24 protein-coding genes are annotated in these 12,941 nt (G+C 55.8%); 20 read left to right on the forward strand and 4 right to left on the reverse strand.

Features of this window, described 5'->3' with window-relative positions; translation table 11 throughout:
* Positions 1 to 128: 128 nt before the first annotated feature.
* Entirely contained in the window at positions 129 to 329 is a 201-nt protein-coding gene (locus GDV60_RS16060; protein WP_070996021.1) for a Cro/CI family transcriptional regulator, read from the reverse strand.
* A 104-nt stretch (positions 330 to 433) separates the two neighbouring features.
* On the opposite strand from GDV60_RS16060, the gene GDV60_RS16065 reads away from it, so the two are divergent.
* The 11 genes from GDV60_RS16065 (at position 434) to GDV60_RS16110 (ending at position 6,074) form a co-directional block, all read left to right on the forward strand.
* Entirely contained in the window at positions 434 to 1,171 is a 738-nt protein-coding gene (locus GDV60_RS16065; RefSeq protein ID WP_070996020.1) for a S24 family peptidase, read from the forward strand.
* 55 nt (positions 1,172 to 1,226) lie between these two features.
* Positions 1,227 to 1,526 (forward strand): hypothetical protein, encoded by a 300-nt coding sequence (locus GDV60_RS16070; protein WP_070996019.1) that lies wholly within the window; start codon positions 1,227 to 1,229, stop codon positions 1,524 to 1,526.
* Between the two features lie 2 nt (positions 1,527 to 1,528).
* Positions 1,529 to 1,762: a hypothetical protein gene (locus GDV60_RS16075; protein WP_070996018.1), complete on the forward strand. Its 234-nt coding sequence runs from the start codon at positions 1,529 to 1,531 to the stop codon at positions 1,760 to 1,762.
* The gene (locus GDV60_RS26865) at positions 1,759 to 1,977 is read left to right on the forward strand and encodes a hypothetical protein (RefSeq protein ID WP_071610056.1); all 219 of its coding nucleotides are present in this window, start codon (positions 1,759 to 1,761) and stop codon (positions 1,975 to 1,977) included. Before GDV60_RS16075 ends, GDV60_RS26865 begins: the two co-directional genes overlap by 4 nt.
* A 135-nt stretch (positions 1,978 to 2,112) precedes the next feature.
* Entirely contained in the window at positions 2,113 to 2,385 is a 273-nt protein-coding gene (locus tag GDV60_RS16080) for a hypothetical protein (protein ID WP_070996017.1), read from the forward strand.
* Positions 2,378 to 2,761, forward strand: coding sequence for a hypothetical protein (locus tag GDV60_RS16085; protein ID WP_070996016.1), 384 nt, complete (start codon positions 2,378 to 2,380; stop codon positions 2,759 to 2,761). The genes GDV60_RS16080 and GDV60_RS16085 overlap by 8 nt, the downstream gene beginning before the upstream one ends.
* Positions 2,762 to 2,869: 108 nt before the next feature.
* Entirely contained in the window at positions 2,870 to 3,196 is a 327-nt protein-coding gene (locus GDV60_RS16090) for a DUF2388 domain-containing protein (protein ID WP_070996015.1), read from the forward strand.
* Between the two features lie 456 nt (positions 3,197 to 3,652).
* Positions 3,653 to 4,084: a hypothetical protein gene (locus GDV60_RS16095; RefSeq protein ID WP_071610055.1), complete on the forward strand. Its 432-nt coding sequence runs from the start codon at positions 3,653 to 3,655 to the stop codon at positions 4,082 to 4,084.
* 99 nt (positions 4,085 to 4,183) lie between these two features.
* On the forward strand, positions 4,184 to 4,417 hold the full coding sequence (locus tag GDV60_RS16100; RefSeq protein WP_070996014.1) for a hypothetical protein: 234 nt from the start codon (positions 4,184 to 4,186) through the stop codon (positions 4,415 to 4,417).
* Between the two features lie 361 nt (positions 4,418 to 4,778).
* Positions 4,779 to 5,030, forward strand: a complete 252-nt coding sequence (locus GDV60_RS16105; protein ID WP_070996013.1) for a DUF1654 domain-containing protein — start codon at positions 4,779 to 4,781, stop codon at positions 5,028 to 5,030.
* 660 nt (positions 5,031 to 5,690) lie between these two features.
* Positions 5,691 to 6,074: a response regulator transcription factor gene (locus GDV60_RS16110; protein WP_070996012.1), complete on the forward strand. Its 384-nt coding sequence runs from the start codon at positions 5,691 to 5,693 to the stop codon at positions 6,072 to 6,074.
* A 75-nt stretch (positions 6,075 to 6,149) separates the two neighbouring features.
* Here the strand turns inward: GDV60_RS16110 and GDV60_RS16115 are convergent, their stop codons facing one another.
* Positions 6,150 to 6,446 carry a cupin domain-containing protein gene (locus GDV60_RS16115; RefSeq protein WP_070996011.1) on the reverse strand — a complete coding sequence of 99 codons (297 nt, stop codon included), beginning with the start codon at positions 6,444 to 6,446 and terminating at the stop codon, positions 6,150 to 6,152.
* A gap of 143 nt (positions 6,447 to 6,589) precedes the next feature.
* Here GDV60_RS16115 and GDV60_RS16120 point away from each other — a divergent pair, with 143 nt between their 5' ends.
* The 8 genes from GDV60_RS16120 (at position 6,590) to GDV60_RS16155 (ending at position 11,213) form a co-directional block, all read left to right on the forward strand.
* Positions 6,590 to 7,012, forward strand: a complete 423-nt coding sequence (locus tag GDV60_RS16120; protein WP_070996010.1) for a hypothetical protein — start codon at positions 6,590 to 6,592, stop codon at positions 7,010 to 7,012.
* Positions 7,009 to 7,200: a hypothetical protein gene (locus GDV60_RS16125; protein WP_070996009.1), complete on the forward strand. Its 192-nt coding sequence runs from the start codon at positions 7,009 to 7,011 to the stop codon at positions 7,198 to 7,200. The genes GDV60_RS16120 and GDV60_RS16125 overlap by 4 nt, the downstream gene beginning before the upstream one ends.
* Entirely contained in the window at positions 7,197 to 7,388 is a 192-nt protein-coding gene (locus GDV60_RS16130; RefSeq protein ID WP_057959986.1) for a hypothetical protein, read from the forward strand. Before GDV60_RS16125 ends, GDV60_RS16130 begins: the two co-directional genes overlap by 4 nt.
* A gap of 81 nt (positions 7,389 to 7,469) precedes the next feature.
* Positions 7,470 to 8,327, forward strand: coding sequence for an ERF family protein (locus GDV60_RS16135; RefSeq protein WP_070996008.1), 858 nt, complete (start codon positions 7,470 to 7,472; stop codon positions 8,325 to 8,327).
* Positions 8,324 to 9,952, forward strand: coding sequence for a YqaJ viral recombinase family protein (locus GDV60_RS16140; protein WP_070996007.1), 1,629 nt, complete (start codon positions 8,324 to 8,326; stop codon positions 9,950 to 9,952). Before GDV60_RS16135 ends, GDV60_RS16140 begins: the two co-directional genes overlap by 4 nt.
* On the forward strand, positions 9,949 to 10,191 hold the full coding sequence (locus GDV60_RS16145; RefSeq protein WP_070996006.1) for a hypothetical protein: 243 nt from the start codon (positions 9,949 to 9,951) through the stop codon (positions 10,189 to 10,191). The genes GDV60_RS16140 and GDV60_RS16145 overlap by 4 nt, the downstream gene beginning before the upstream one ends.
* Positions 10,188 to 10,658 (forward strand): hypothetical protein, encoded by a 471-nt coding sequence (locus GDV60_RS16150; RefSeq protein ID WP_070996005.1) that lies wholly within the window; start codon positions 10,188 to 10,190, stop codon positions 10,656 to 10,658. The genes GDV60_RS16145 and GDV60_RS16150 overlap by 4 nt, the downstream gene beginning before the upstream one ends.
* Positions 10,659 to 10,727: 69 nt before the next feature.
* The gene (locus GDV60_RS16155; RefSeq protein ID WP_070996004.1) at positions 10,728 to 11,213 is read left to right on the forward strand and encodes a hypothetical protein; all 486 of its coding nucleotides are present in this window, start codon (positions 10,728 to 10,730) and stop codon (positions 11,211 to 11,213) included.
* Between the two features lie 23 nt (positions 11,214 to 11,236).
* Here the strand turns inward: GDV60_RS16155 and GDV60_RS16160 are convergent, their stop codons facing one another.
* Complete coding sequence (locus GDV60_RS16160) at positions 11,237 to 11,458, reverse strand: hypothetical protein (RefSeq protein WP_070996003.1); 222 nt, start codon at positions 11,456 to 11,458, stop codon at positions 11,237 to 11,239.
* 105 nt (positions 11,459 to 11,563) lie between these two features.
* On the opposite strand from GDV60_RS16160, the gene GDV60_RS16165 reads away from it, so the two are divergent.
* Positions 11,564 to 12,277, forward strand: a complete 714-nt coding sequence (locus tag GDV60_RS16165; RefSeq protein WP_159908070.1) for a hypothetical protein — start codon at positions 11,564 to 11,566, stop codon at positions 12,275 to 12,277.
* 32 nt (positions 12,278 to 12,309) lie between these two features.
* Here GDV60_RS16165 and GDV60_RS16170 read toward each other — a convergent pair whose 3' ends face one another.
* Positions 12,310 to 12,870: a hypothetical protein gene (locus GDV60_RS16170; protein ID WP_159908072.1), complete on the reverse strand. Its 561-nt coding sequence runs from the start codon at positions 12,868 to 12,870 to the stop codon at positions 12,310 to 12,312.
* Between the last annotated feature and the right edge of the window lie 71 nt (positions 12,871 to 12,941).

The following is a 12,941-nucleotide window of genomic DNA, read 5'->3' on the forward strand; positions in this document are numbered from 1 at the left end:
TCCCCACCCTGCTCCCCGCTTCGCCTCTCTTAAAACCCACTGGATAAAACTCCAGCGACTTCAGGTTTCTTACTTCGCAGGCCGTCTGAGCCGATACTGGCAACATGGATTGGCGAATACGGATCTCACTAGCTCGCGAGTCGCTGAACCTGGCCTGGAAATGGCTTGATCTCTTCAGCCTTGTATTTCCCATTCCCTTGCTCGATCACATAAACCTCGCGACCAGCTCGCAGTGCTTTGCTGATTCCGCCTTGGGTCATGCCGAGCTCTTCGGCAGCCTTGATCTGCCCGACCCTTGTCACAAACTCTTTAAGTGGTGTGCGCTGCATACGTTTTCTCCTGCGCGATGCACACGCAAGTATTACTTGCGGTCTTTATTAAGTCAATATCGGCGGTCTTAGAATGTTAATACCTGAAGTCATACAGTTGCTCGATGAAAACAACTGACAAAAAGCCAGGCAAAAAGCGCCCCCTCACAGAAGTAGAGGCGGCGGAGTGCGCGGCGCTGAACGCTATTTACAAGGCAAAGAAGAAGGCCCTTGGCATCAGCCAAGAAAAAATCGCAATGGAAGGATTGAAGGCAAACAGCCAAAGCGCTGCGAGCCACTACCTAACCGGCAGAAACGCATTAAATATCGAGGCAGCAGCAGTCTTCGCCCGCTATTTACAAGTTCCAGTTTCTGATTTCAGTGAGCGCCTGGCGGCGGAAATAAAGGGGATCAGCAGTTCGTCTGACTCCAATGTCCGCGATGCACAACAGCCGACAAAATCATTCCGCTACCCAGTAATCAGCTGGGTTGCCGCCGGCGCCTGGGCGGAGGCCGTTGAGCCCTACCCGGCCGGCTTTTCTGATAGCTATGAGTTCTCGGAGTACGACTCAAAGGGGATGGCGTTCTGGTTGAAGGTGAAAGGCGACTCAATGACGGCGCCCGCCGGCCAGAGCATCACCGAGGGCACGCTGATCCTGGTGGACACAGAGGCTGAGGTTGCACCAGGTAAGCTGGTGGTGGCCAAGCTGCCGGATAGCAATGAGGCGACGTTCAAGAAGCTGGTCAGCGATGGCGGCCGGCTGTTCCTGAAGCCACTGAACCCGAGCTACCCAATTGAGGCGGTAGACGAGAATTGCCGGATCGTGGGCGTGGTTGTGCAGGCGCTGCAGAAGTTTTACTGATCAACGAAGTGTCTTGACTATGCCTCTTGGTATAGCGAGCTGACAGGAGGTCAGCATGGAACAGTTCACGAATACTGTAACAAAGCGCATAGGTATTGTTCTTTTGCTCGTTGGCCTGATTACCCTGTCAGTTGGTCTTTACGATATGGGTGGGCGCTATTTGAGCTCATCGCGTTTTTTCGATCGCTGGTTAGATGTGATCGCTTGGAATAAATATCGCATCAGGGAGTACCCTGCGGTCTTTTACGGTAGCTACCTTGTGATCATTGGACTCTTCTTGTCCGCCCTGTATGACAAGGTCACCGGACGACTAGTAAATTGGATTTTGACTGGCCGAGCTGAACGAGATAATTGATCATGCCTCTCAATAGGCCCAACCAGCATCTGCGCCGCGACCTCAAAGCTATCGCTTCAAACCTTGAGCAGTCCTGCGTAAGCCTGGGTAAGCTGGCGGAAAAGCTCAGCGACGCCGATGCCATAGCACTAATAGGCTTGGTCGGCACGCTCCATGAGGAAGCTGACAGGCTTGTGGGCTACGCAGATGAGGTGAAGGCCGGCCGGATAAGCCGGGCTTCGAAACAGACAAAATGACTGCATGGCGAGAGCAGAGCTTCTGGAGCAAGTTTTGGGTCTGGGCTTGGTTGGCGTTGCTCATGGTGCTTCCTTTTATTTCCGACGCGGGTCCTAGTTGTTGGGGTTCATCAGGTCGAAAGCGAGTCTTCAGCCCTGGCTTCGTTGTGCTCTGCACCATCGTGGCGGTGGTTGAGCTGATAGCGCTGAACCACTTCTATGGCGCGGGCGGATGAGGTGAAGGCGGGACAGATAAATCGCAGCAAGCCCGAGTAAGCGCATGGTTTGGCGCGGAGGGATGCATTGATGCGTAAATTCTCGAACTTTGGATAGCGGCGCCAAGAGGCATTCCTGACTCAAACGGAGTAACGATGAAACAGCTACCACCCGAAATCGCCAGTAAGAATGTCACCCATGGCGAACTGTTCGAGCTTTTCAGCCCATTGGAGGATGCAATCGTTAAGCTAACGAGCGCCGCGTTAGACCTTGCGGTTGTCCATAGGAACCACTCTGATGACGAGCAAATACAAGCCCTGGGCGAGTCCGCGTTTGAGGAGCTTAAGGGTGTCATTGAGTTGCTGAAAACGTACGGGGATACCAAAGGTCGTATACTCTTGAATGCTGGAGCGCAAAAAAATGAGTGACAATATTCACTACCTTGAAGAGCGCTTCAAAAATGCCGAAAAATTTCTTCCCCATCCAGACAGGCATGGCGGGAGCGGCGGCGGAGGCGGCGGTACTGGTGGCGGTGATTTTATGGAAAAGAGAATTGAGTCTATTGAGAAGTCACTCCCTGAAATAAAGGAGCGGTTGGCGCGCGTCGAGACAAAAATTGATTCGATTGAAAAGCATATGGTTACCAAGGCCGACCTTCTGGAAGAGACTGGCGGGCTGAACCAAGCCATAGCCAATTTCAGAACAGACATTCAATCGCTTGAAACCAGGCTTCTTAAGTGGTTTGTAGGCACTGCGGCCGCGCTTTCTGCGGTCGCCTTTGGAGTGGCGCGGCTGATCCACTGATCATTAAGACGCCATAGTAGGCCCGGCCCAGCGCCGGGCTTCTTGTATCTGGCGATCGCCCAGTTCTGCTACGGTGTCGCCCTCTGATAGCAATGGAAGCATCGAAGAATGAATTCATGGAAGGCTCTGGGGATTGCCCTGCTAGCATCGGTCAGCACGCAGGCCGTGTCAGGTGATGGCGCCAACCCTATCGCCGCTGCGATATTTCTCACAATCTCCGCGCCAACCATTTTAATTGGGGCGACGACATCTCTCACGACCGAGCCGCCTAAAATTTTCAAGTCAGCCAAGACTGACGCCCTGGCGTTCATAGGTTCGGACGGCGAAATTCGCGGCGCCCAGTTTGAGCAAGCCTCCAGGTACTACCGCTCGACCAGCCCGCCGCCGCTGATGTCAGACACCCAACTCGCCCGGGCGATCGCAACTTCGTTCTGATACCGACCGCGTCACCAAACCTTTCGTTTCTGCGACATCCTTTTCACCTGGCATTTACAGGGCCTGGGCAAAACTCCCCCTACTCCTTTGAAGAATTCCCTTTAGGTCCGCACACAAGCGGGCCTTTTTTTGCCCGCTGCTACGCTTTCCACGTCATCGAGTGGAGCGAACGCCATGCACTCCCACGAATACTGACTAGCCTGAGTAAACAGATAATCAGGCCCAGCGCCGGGCTTCTTGTTTCTGCCTTTTCACGCTCGGCTCCTCTGGTCATCTCAATTCCTAGTGAAACCGCTTAAGCCCGCCTTCAGCAGCCTGATCCATTACGGCATACCTTGTTACAACCATTCGCCCGTAGGCAGCCCCCGTAGAGAACTTCAAACTTTCACCCTAGTCCTAATGCTAGGCGTGCTTTAAACCGTGAGCGCCTGCTGACAACCCATAGAGGTTCACAAAATGAAAATGACACTACCCGCCCTAGCTTTGGGTGTCCTCATTTCGCAAGGAGCGATCGCAGCCGGAGATGGCACAGCCGCTCTTGGAGGCGGCGTTGGTGGTGCGCTAGGCAACATCGTAGGCCAACAGCTCGGAGGCTCGACAGGCGCAGCGGTAGGCGCAGGCGTAGGTGGTGCTGCCGGTAGTGCTGTTGGTGCTCAAAAAGGCAATAGAGCTGAAGCTGCATTAGGTGGCGGTATCGGCTCGGCTGGTGGCTCACTCATTGGTAATCGCCTGGGCGGCACAACTGGCTCGACTATCGGTGCAGGGCTCGGCGGCGCTGCGGGTGGTGCTCTAGGAAACAACCTGGCGGACGATGAGAGCAATCATCGATCGGATGGTAAGAAGCACAAAGGCAACAACAAGCATAAACACAAGAACAAACATCGTTAGTTTCTGACGCATTACATCGAAGCCCGGCCCAGCGCCGGGCTTCTTGTTTCTGTCCTTACCAGTTAGGATCGGTGATCGCATCCGTATGGAGGGGGCTGCATGAAACCCATCGCAACCAAGCTCGTCAAAATCACCGCACTCATGAGTGTGTGCGTCAGCGTGAGCTATGTGGCCCATGTCGTGAGCCGAGAAGTGGCTTACGTCCATGCGAAGGTGAACAGATCGACTAGCACTGACACGCCACGGCAAGAGCTTCGATGGCCGGAAGCCGTTGCTCTGCCAGAGTTGCGTGTCCCTCCATTGAAAGCTGACCAACTGGGCGCTGATGATTAATTAATCTCGCAGAGTTTGACGTCCGACATTTCACAAACCTTTCACAGCTGAACGCATATGGTTACCCCAGCTCCTAAAGAAAATCCCTTTAAGCCCGCTAATCCCCATCGCGGGCTTTTCTTTGCCTGCGATTTGGATCTAGATTGCGCTCGCCGATCGGGCTAGATCGCCTTCCACCTTTTTGCTTTGAGAAAGCTCAGGCAATTCCTCGCGTGCAGCAATACATGCCCAGCTTTTCCTAGCTCCGGATTTCCTTAGCAAATGGCTTATGCATTTATGCATAAAATCTGTTGCCGTCCTATTGCCAATGCATGCCAGCAGGAATACTGTTTATTTATACAGTTTTCGCAAGGAGCGAAGCATGAGCCAGGCACCCTACCCCGCATCGAAACCACGAAATTCCTACGAGCTTGTTGGCCGCCGCCTGCAAGGCTTGATCGCCTCTCCCCGGGTACAGCGGATTCAATTGGTCGAGGTATCCAGGCGCGACGATGAAAGCCCTGAAGCCTGGCGCCAGGTCATCCAGGATATCGGCGACACAGCCGGTATCAGGATCGATCATTTGGATGACGGTGCCGTCAGAATCGGCTGGCGTGAGTACTGCGATTCATAAATTAGCCCGCCAGTGAGCGGGATTTTTATTACCTGTGAATATTTTTATTACCTGCGGTCTTGACTGATAATATTATCGCTAGTAATGTTTATCTCAAGCCAGCAACGAACATTGCCGGCCAGCAGCGAGAGCTGCGCCGCTCTTTAACAGTCAGCGCAATACAGAAATACCAACAGACCGCATTGCCTCTACCGGCGACCGGCGATCAGACGGGTCAGATAGCCCGCCCACGACAGGAGAACCCTGTACGGCTGATCGAGAGCGAAACGCTCGAACCGTGCGAATGACCTGGCAAGCAATGCGCCCCGCGAATCCCAGCGGAAGAAGGGAGATTCAACTGAACAGAATTAGCGGTCCCGATAGCCTCGGCTGGGAACGCCGGACCTCATGCACCCTGCCCCACTCAACCAGGGCATTCAGAGCTGTAGCGTACATGTTGTAAGGACCTGTGATCCACGGCGAACAGATGCTGTTTGACGCCGTGAGTAGGAAGCTCGAAGCCCACCCACAGATAGCCAGCCCTGCAATCAGCAGCGGGCAACCGGCGCACATCACCGCTGACGCAACAACCCCGGCCTGTCGCCAGTAGCGAGGCCGGGGGTTTCACCGATAGGCCTTGGCAACAGGGCCTAACGGGAAACCAACCCGGGAGTCACGACGATGGAAGCAACAATCATCAACGGTTCATGGAAGGGTCACCTCGGACGTGGCCTGGCGCCGCGAGAACTTCAGTTCCTGCTTTGGATTGCCCAGGGCTTCACCTCGAAAGAGATCGCCCGCGAAGCAGGGATTGAGGCAGGCACCGTCAAGAAGCGCCTGACCAATGCGATGTTCAAGCTGGGCGTGACGAAGCGTACGGCGTTAGTGGCTGAGGCCATGAAGCGCCAGATCATCACGCCGGTTTGCTTTGTACTGGCGGCGCTGCTTGCCATGCACTCAATGATCAGTGACGACTCAATGCGTCGTGATCGCAGGGCACCGGAGAGGCGAATGGCTCAGGTTCGGATGGTGCGCCGGACGGAATGTCCTAGGTTGACCGCTTAACAGAGGCCACCAGGACAGCCTGTCGTTAACTGTCTGGTCAGCTGCGTGCGGGCCAGTTCCGGCACCTGCGGCCTTTCAAACATCAATGATGACAAGTGTCCCGTAGCTCCCAGACAAAACTGCATGCGGAACACCAGCTTCAGCCAGATAGATTTGTCCTTCTCCCACTCGCACGGATTCACCATCGACTCCCAGCAATAACTGCCCGGAGATGACTAACAATCCCTCAGTGTAGTCATGCACCTCTGCTTCAACGGACATTTCATCCATGCGCAGAACTTTGATATTGGAGCCGCCTACCCGTCCTAGAACGGTGGACTTCCAAGCTTGAGGCAAGGCCTTCGAGATCAAATCAAGATCCACCAGGGACATAGAAAACTCCTTATTTCGAACTTCCCTACTTATACCCCTCCCCACCTCTACCCGTCAGCACTTACCCCGCGCCCATCGGCAACCAGCGGAAGGCATGAGTGTTGACGAATACAGGTGAACAACCCGCCACTTTGGAGGCGACCATGTCAGCACTACGCAAGGCTCAGTTTGAGCACGACGAACAACTGCCGCCTCCGGTGAGCGAAACCTCTCAGCAATTGGCTCGCAGCGAATGGCTATACAACGCAGCCGAAGAGCTGGCCAGAGGTGGCAGCGTGGTGTTCAAGCGCCACCTGCACCCGCAGCAAGGCGTCACGGCCTACCAGTTCGCACTGGCTGTCGATGAGTACGCCAACAACCTTCTGGCCGACTGCGGCGTCGACGCTCCAGCCCTGGGCTACTTGCTGATCGCTGGGATGGCGGGCTCAAGGGTGAAGTCGGAAGCACTGGAGCTACTCGGCCGAAGCGACCACCCACTTGGGAAGCTCGGCGAGATTGCCGAACGCCTCCTTCAACCTCTGGCTGATGACGCTCTGATCGCCCAGGCCGAGGACAACGAACTGTGAGCCCCTACGTTGAGATCGATAAAGCGCTGTTTGCGCTTAAAGATCCAGATAAGCCCGCCCTCGACGAGATCTTGGCCGAGGGTTTGATCGTGCGTCACTTCACCTCGGGCGCCATCAACGCAGAAGAATTTCATTGGTATAGCGCACGCCTCCTGGATGTAAGCCGGCGGCGTAAGGAGAAGGCATGACTACCGCACCGGTTAAATCACTGGTCGACGAGCAGCTCGAAGATATCAGCGCTCATAACCTTCGCGAGGCCTACAGCCTGGCCGAACGCCGCGGCTTCTTCGGTGCGCCAGTTGAGCAGTACGCAGAGCCTGGTTATGGCGGTCGAGTGCTTCAGGTGCTCCGCTATAGAGTTCAACAGCAGAGCTAAACCTACGTCCGGCCCGCCCTTCAATATCCCCCAAGCACCCAATAATTTTGAACGCTGCGAACATCGCGGCAAGGAATCCCCATGTCCGCAGAGAGAAAGCCCAGCCCTATTGTGGAAGATGCTGAGTCGAGTGTGGTTACCACTATCGATCCCCGTCGCTCGCAAAGTGTGTCGACTGATATTTCAGCTCAAAGCAGTGATGCCGCCAGCATCATGTCCGTGATCATCCAGGTCGCCACCAATCCAAATGTCGATGTCGGAAACATGGAGCGGCTGATGCAAATGCACGAGCGTCACGTCGATCGACAGGCGTCAGTTGCATTCAGTATTGCGATGGTCAGCGCCCAGAAACGAATCAAGCCGGTGACACGTAATGCTCTCAACAAGCACACGGCCAGCACCTACGCCAGACTTGAAGATATCGACCGAGAGATCAGCCCGATTTTCACGGAGGAAGGCTTTTCGCTTTCCTTCGGAACTGCTGACTCTCGCCTGCCAGGCCATCTTCGCGTCACCTGTGAATGCATGCACGCAGGCGGCCATACGAAGCTATATCAGCTCGACCTTCCAATTGACGCTGCTGGATCAGGCGGAAAGACAAACAAGACCGGAGTGCAGGCGAACGGCTCAACTATCAGCTATGGCCGGCGATACCTGACCCAGATGATTTTCAACGTCACCACAACAGATGACGACGATGACGGGAACTCGGGAGCCCCCCTTCCCAAGGATTCGCCACCAGAGCCTGAGGCCCTTCCACCGTATCCAGCTGAAAAGTTCGCTGAAAACTTCCCTAAGTGGGTTGCCATGATTCTGGGCGGGCAAAAGACAGCGGAGCACATCGTCGTGATGCTTGGACTGAAAGCAACCCTGACCGAACACCAGAAAAAAACCATTCTCGCAATCATCGCCCCATCACAAGAAGGAGACGCGACATGAAAATTCATAACGTAGTTCAAGGCTCTGCCGAGTGGCACGCTCTGCGCGCGCAGCATTTCACAGCCTCTGAAGCTCCCGCCATGATGGGCGCATCGAAGTATCAAACGCGGACCGATCTGCTGGCGATTAAGAAGACCGGGATCACGCCCGACGTCACGCATTCCCAGCAGTTCATCTTCGACAAAGGCCACGCTACTGAAGCCCTGGCCCGCCCACTGACTGAGGCGTTGATCGGCGAAGAGCTGTATCCGATCGTTGCGACCGAGGGCAACCTGCTGGCCTCCATGGATGGCGCCACGATGCTCGGCGAGACACTGTTCGAGCACAAACTGTGGAATGAGTCAGTCGTGGCCCAGTTGAAAGCCGGCGACCTGGCTCCGCACTACTACTGGCAGCTTGAGCAGCAACTGCTGGTAAGCGGCGCTGAACGAGTGATCTTTGTTTGCTCGGACGGCACCCCGGAGAACTTCGTGCACATGGAATACCGGCCCGTCGCCGGGCGCGCGGCCCAGTTGATCGAAGGCTGGAAACAGTTCGAGGCAGACCTGTCCAACTTCGAAATGGCCGACGCTCCTTCAATCGTAGTCGGCAAGGCACCTGATGAACTGCCAGCCCTGCGCATCGAGCTGACCGGCATGGTCACCGCCAGCAACCTGAAGGTGTTTGAAGATTCGGCACTGGCCGTCATCGACTCGGTGAAAACCACGCTCTCCACCGACCAAGACTTCGCCGACGCCAAGAAGGCGGTCAAGTGGTGTGGCGATGTCGAGGAGGCTGTCGCTGTCGCCAAGAAACAGGCTCTGTCGCAGACCCAAAGCATCGACGAGCTGTTTTCGTCGTTGGATCGCATCAGTGCCCATGCTCGCGAGACTCGCCTGAAGGTCGACAAGCTGGTGAAGGCTCAAGAGCTGTTGGTGAAGACCAACATCAAGCAAAAAGCCGAGCTGGCACTGGCGGATCACATTGCCGCAATCAACAAGACCCTTGGCAAAGTCACGCTGCCTCCTGTCGTTTCGGACTTCGCCGGCGCCATGAAGAACAAACGCACAATTGCCAGCCTCCAGGACGCAGTTGATACCGAGCTGGCCCGGGCGAAGATCGATGCAAGTCAGGCAGCGGAAAGTATTCGCTTGAATCTGACCAGCCTGGCGGAGCTCGCCGTTGATTACGCCTTCCTGTTCAGCGACGTGCAGCAACTGGTGACCAAGGCCAATGATGACCTGGTGACGCTGATCAAATTCCGTATCTCGGAACACCAGAAGGCGGAACAGGATAAGGCCGACGCGAAGCGAATCGCCGACGAACAAGAGGCCCAGCGCCTGGCAGCCTTCAAGTCAGATCCGGTCGTGGAGAAAGTTTCGACATCAGAGCCCGTCCGCACCGCTCCTGTCCAGACGGCGGCCCCCGTAGCCCAGGCCACAACGTCAGTAACGAGCCATGCGGTCGAGCAGGTAGCGCTGCAGGCCAACGTGACGGACTTCGAGGTTCTGGTGAAAGCCGTGGCATATGGTCAGGCGCCAATCACCGTCCTCCTGGTCAACTGGGAAGCGCTCGACACGATGGTCGCAGAGCAGGGATCAAGCTTCAGCATGGCCGGGGTGACGCTGGCCAAGGCGGCAGCATGATTAGCAACCACCTCAGCCTGGTTAAGCAGCAGCGTCAGCACGCAGAATCAATATCGGTGCGCACGGCGCAGTTCCTGGCAGCCGGCGGAACGATCTACCTGGGCGAAAGCCCGGCGATCAACCCTCCACCGCCGAAGCGCTCCACCAAGATCGATCCCGAAACCATCCTCAAGCGCCGCAAGCCGCCTATCACAGCGGCAGAACGTAAGGCGCTGCGCAAACTCGCGGAGGCATTGTGAGCAAACGCAAGGCGCATAATCTGCAGGCCCGCATTGCCCGGTCGTGCCGGTCGTTGCTGGCATCCAACCGCGTCGCCGTCGTGAACATCGACCCCTGCGGCCGCCAGGGCATGATCAATTACAAGTCGCTGAAGAACATTGCGCCGGGGAAGATTGGCCAGGCCGTCTGCAGCATTCCCCACCGGTGGACGATCTACCTCAGCGCGCTTTGCATCGACGCCCGCGGCGACCGCTACAGCAAATCGGTGGAGGTGGCGCCCGATGGCGTTTATCTCTCCGACCACCTGGAAGACGTGATCGAGCACTGCTACAAGAAGCTGCGCGACGAGGCGAATCAAAGCCAGATGGTGGCTTCAGGTTGGATTGCCATTCCCGAGGCTTTATCACTGGAAGAGGCGCACGCCGCGCGGATCTTCGAAGCGGTCGGCGCGTGGAATCAGCAGAAGGTCGCTACATGCGCCGAATAGCCTGCACCCAGCAACGCAAACATCAAACCTGGCTCGCACTGCCGGCCAGCGGAATAGAAGAGGCAGGCCATGGCAGCCGAACAGAAGGAGCGCACGGCAAAGCTTGCCGAGAAGCGGCAGGAACTGGGCGAGCAGGAGTTGCGGCACACGGTACCGCACGGCACCCGGCAGATGCTCGACGAGTTGATGCTCTGGCATAAGGTCGAGGAAGTCAGCGAGGCGGTGCAACTGCTGGTGCTGAATGGCCGGGCCGAGGATCTGCCGCCGGCGCCGCCGAAGGTCAAAGGCACCTCCGACATCATTCGCCATTACTTCCGTCAGGGGATGCGCGACCGCCTTGCAGCACTCACCGCAGACCTGGGCGAAAAGAAGGACCGCGCGACGATCTGGCGACTGATCGTGCATGCACACTCACTGGGCGCCGAGAGGTCCGCATCAATGTTCGAGATTAAGCGCCACGGAATCGACATAACTCAAAACGTGGCGCGTAAATTACGGCAGGCTGGCTTTGCCGAATCACTCCAAATGAACGCCGAAGAAGAAGGCGACGAATAGTCCAGCCCGCTCACCGCACAAGGTCATGCATCCTCGGCAAACAAACGATCTTTAATCAGCTGAACGGCCTTGTGAAAGCCCCGTTCCTCTTTGGCCTCATGAAGAGGCACGGTTCGCTCGCTGTGATCGCCCTTACGGGTTATGTATTCGATCACGTAGCTGAACTGATGAGTCTCTTCATCGAACTCCAAATAAAAGAACTGCTCATCACCCATTTTATCCAGATAACCGACCTGCTTTCGCATGTTCACTCCTTGATCCGACCCAGTGCCAGACATCTGTCATACCCCAACCAAAACCAAATTGCCACCACCGGAAGCCGGAGGGCGGCGCCTGACTGGAGATAATCCATGAAAGAGCATGAACGCAACGCAATGACCGCCCGAGTCGCCGAAGATCTAGCCCAACACCAATACACCCAACTGGTTAACGAAAACGGCGTTGAGGTATGGCGTTGCGCACGGCCAGGCAGCAGCTGCTACGGGTTCGACGTCTGCGTTACCCGCTTCGGCATGAGCATGATGGGCGACATCGGCGCGCTCGTGTTCCACGTCGGCGCCAGCTATGGCATCAACTTCTTGCGTCATCAGAGCGATGGCTACCTGCATGAGAAGCTGGACGGCGACATTAAGCAAGTGGTGATCGACTTCGACGCGATCCGTGACACGGTGTGCGAATGCATCGCCGGAAGAATCGATTATGAATTGCCTGGGGATGAGGTCCCAGAATGGATCGCGGACATCCCGAACAAGGGCGCCACCCTGGAGCAGGCTGAACAACTCGTTGAATGGCTGCGCGAGCGTGATGAGGCCGAAGACGAGCGCCTTCCTTTTGCTGACCTGGCTGACGTAGTTGAGGAGGTCGAGACCTTCGCCGATGGGCGCGAAAGCGATGTGGTGCTGGCCTATGACTTCCTGCGCGAACACGAAGAATTGATTGGTGGCAGCGACCTCTGGGAGTCGACGACCAGCAAGCCATGCCCAAACCTGATGGCTCGCCTGTACTACGTGCGCCACGCCGCAAACGCAATCATGGCGATCAAAGAAGCGACCTGCGCAGCATGAATAATCCTTACCAATATCGAGGGGAAAAGTATCTAAGCATGAGAAAGGCCGTTACCCATCATTGTATTTCCGACATGGAAGAAGCCGCTTCCATCATCGATTGAAAACATGATGGTGGTTTCAGCGAGCAGATCACGAAGCACTTGTAGTTCCGATGGATCTGTCGGCATTTTGATCAGGATTGACGTGACCATGTCATCGGCTGCAGGTTTTGACATTTGCAAATACTCATAACCCGAAAGAGATTCGCGAAGAGTTCTATGCCCGCCAATCTCTGTTCCTGAACGAGCTAGCCTCGCGCGAACGGTAAAAGCAAATGCATAACCTAAAATAACCGGATCAGGAAACGGAGTGTCTTTCCATTCGTGACCCTCCTTGCTTTCAATCATGTAAGGGCCTTGGCCTAAGTACTGACCATAGTTCTCGACGAGATACGCCATCTCATAAGTTGATTTAACCGTCGAGGCTATCTCCATTACCGGCGAACTCATGCTCACAACGAGCATAGAGGCAGCAGCTAGGCCTTTCAGGTAACCCGGTAGCTCATGTTTCTGAACAAGCCGTTTCAAAGCGGTCTCCTTGATCCGGCTCAATGCCGGTCACACCTAGTACCCCATGCCACCGGAAATTTCTATGAGACACATAATAATCACTGTGCTGCTTG

This window comes from Pseudomonas sp. DTU12.1, assembly GCF_009873475.1.
GTDB lineage: Bacteria > Pseudomonadota > Gammaproteobacteria > Pseudomonadales > Pseudomonadaceae > Aquipseudomonas > Aquipseudomonas proteolytica.

Coding starts and splice junctions, on each gene's coding strand:
- GDV60_RS16115 (WP_070996011.1), bottom strand. CDS start 6,446: ATGTCCCTGGTGGATCTTGATTTGATCTCGAAGGCCTTGCCTCAAGCT.
- GDV60_RS16095 (WP_071610055.1), top strand. CDS start 3,653: ATGAAAATGACACTACCCGCCCTAGCTTTGGGTGTCCTCATTTCGCAA.
- GDV60_RS16070 (WP_070996019.1), top strand. CDS start 1,227: ATGGAACAGTTCACGAATACTGTAACAAAGCGCATAGGTATTGTTCTT.
- GDV60_RS16110 (WP_070996012.1), top strand. CDS start 5,691: ATGGAAGCAACAATCATCAACGGTTCATGGAAGGGTCACCTCGGACGT.
- GDV60_RS16160 (WP_070996003.1), bottom strand. CDS start 11,458: ATGCGAAAGCAGGTCGGTTATCTGGATAAAATGGGTGATGAGCAGTTC.
- GDV60_RS16080 (WP_070996017.1), top strand. CDS start 2,113: ATGAAACAGCTACCACCCGAAATCGCCAGTAAGAATGTCACCCATGGC.
- GDV60_RS16155 (WP_070996004.1), top strand. CDS start 10,728: ATGGCAGCCGAACAGAAGGAGCGCACGGCAAAGCTTGCCGAGAAGCGG.
- GDV60_RS26865 (WP_071610056.1), top strand. CDS start 1,759: ATGACTGCATGGCGAGAGCAGAGCTTCTGGAGCAAGTTTTGGGTCTGG.
- GDV60_RS16130 (WP_057959986.1), top strand. CDS start 7,197: ATGACTACCGCACCGGTTAAATCACTGGTCGACGAGCAGCTCGAAGAT.
- GDV60_RS16145 (WP_070996006.1), top strand. CDS start 9,949: ATGATTAGCAACCACCTCAGCCTGGTTAAGCAGCAGCGTCAGCACGCA.
- GDV60_RS16065 (WP_070996020.1), top strand. CDS start 434: ATGAAAACAACTGACAAAAAGCCAGGCAAAAAGCGCCCCCTCACAGAA.
- GDV60_RS16090 (WP_070996015.1), top strand. CDS start 2,870: ATGAATTCATGGAAGGCTCTGGGGATTGCCCTGCTAGCATCGGTCAGC.
- GDV60_RS16135 (WP_070996008.1), top strand. CDS start 7,470: ATGTCCGCAGAGAGAAAGCCCAGCCCTATTGTGGAAGATGCTGAGTCG.
- GDV60_RS16140 (WP_070996007.1), top strand. CDS start 8,324: ATGAAAATTCATAACGTAGTTCAAGGCTCTGCCGAGTGGCACGCTCTG.
- GDV60_RS16085 (WP_070996016.1), top strand. CDS start 2,378: ATGAGTGACAATATTCACTACCTTGAAGAGCGCTTCAAAAATGCCGAA.
- GDV60_RS16060 (WP_070996021.1), bottom strand. CDS start 329: ATGCAGCGCACACCACTTAAAGAGTTTGTGACAAGGGTCGGGCAGATC.
- GDV60_RS16165 (WP_159908070.1), top strand. CDS start 11,564: ATGAAAGAGCATGAACGCAACGCAATGACCGCCCGAGTCGCCGAAGAT.
- GDV60_RS16075 (WP_070996018.1), top strand. CDS start 1,529: ATGCCTCTCAATAGGCCCAACCAGCATCTGCGCCGCGACCTCAAAGCT.
- GDV60_RS16120 (WP_070996010.1), top strand. CDS start 6,590: ATGTCAGCACTACGCAAGGCTCAGTTTGAGCACGACGAACAACTGCCG.
- GDV60_RS16100 (WP_070996014.1), top strand. CDS start 4,184: ATGAAACCCATCGCAACCAAGCTCGTCAAAATCACCGCACTCATGAGT.
- GDV60_RS16105 (WP_070996013.1), top strand. CDS start 4,779: ATGAGCCAGGCACCCTACCCCGCATCGAAACCACGAAATTCCTACGAG.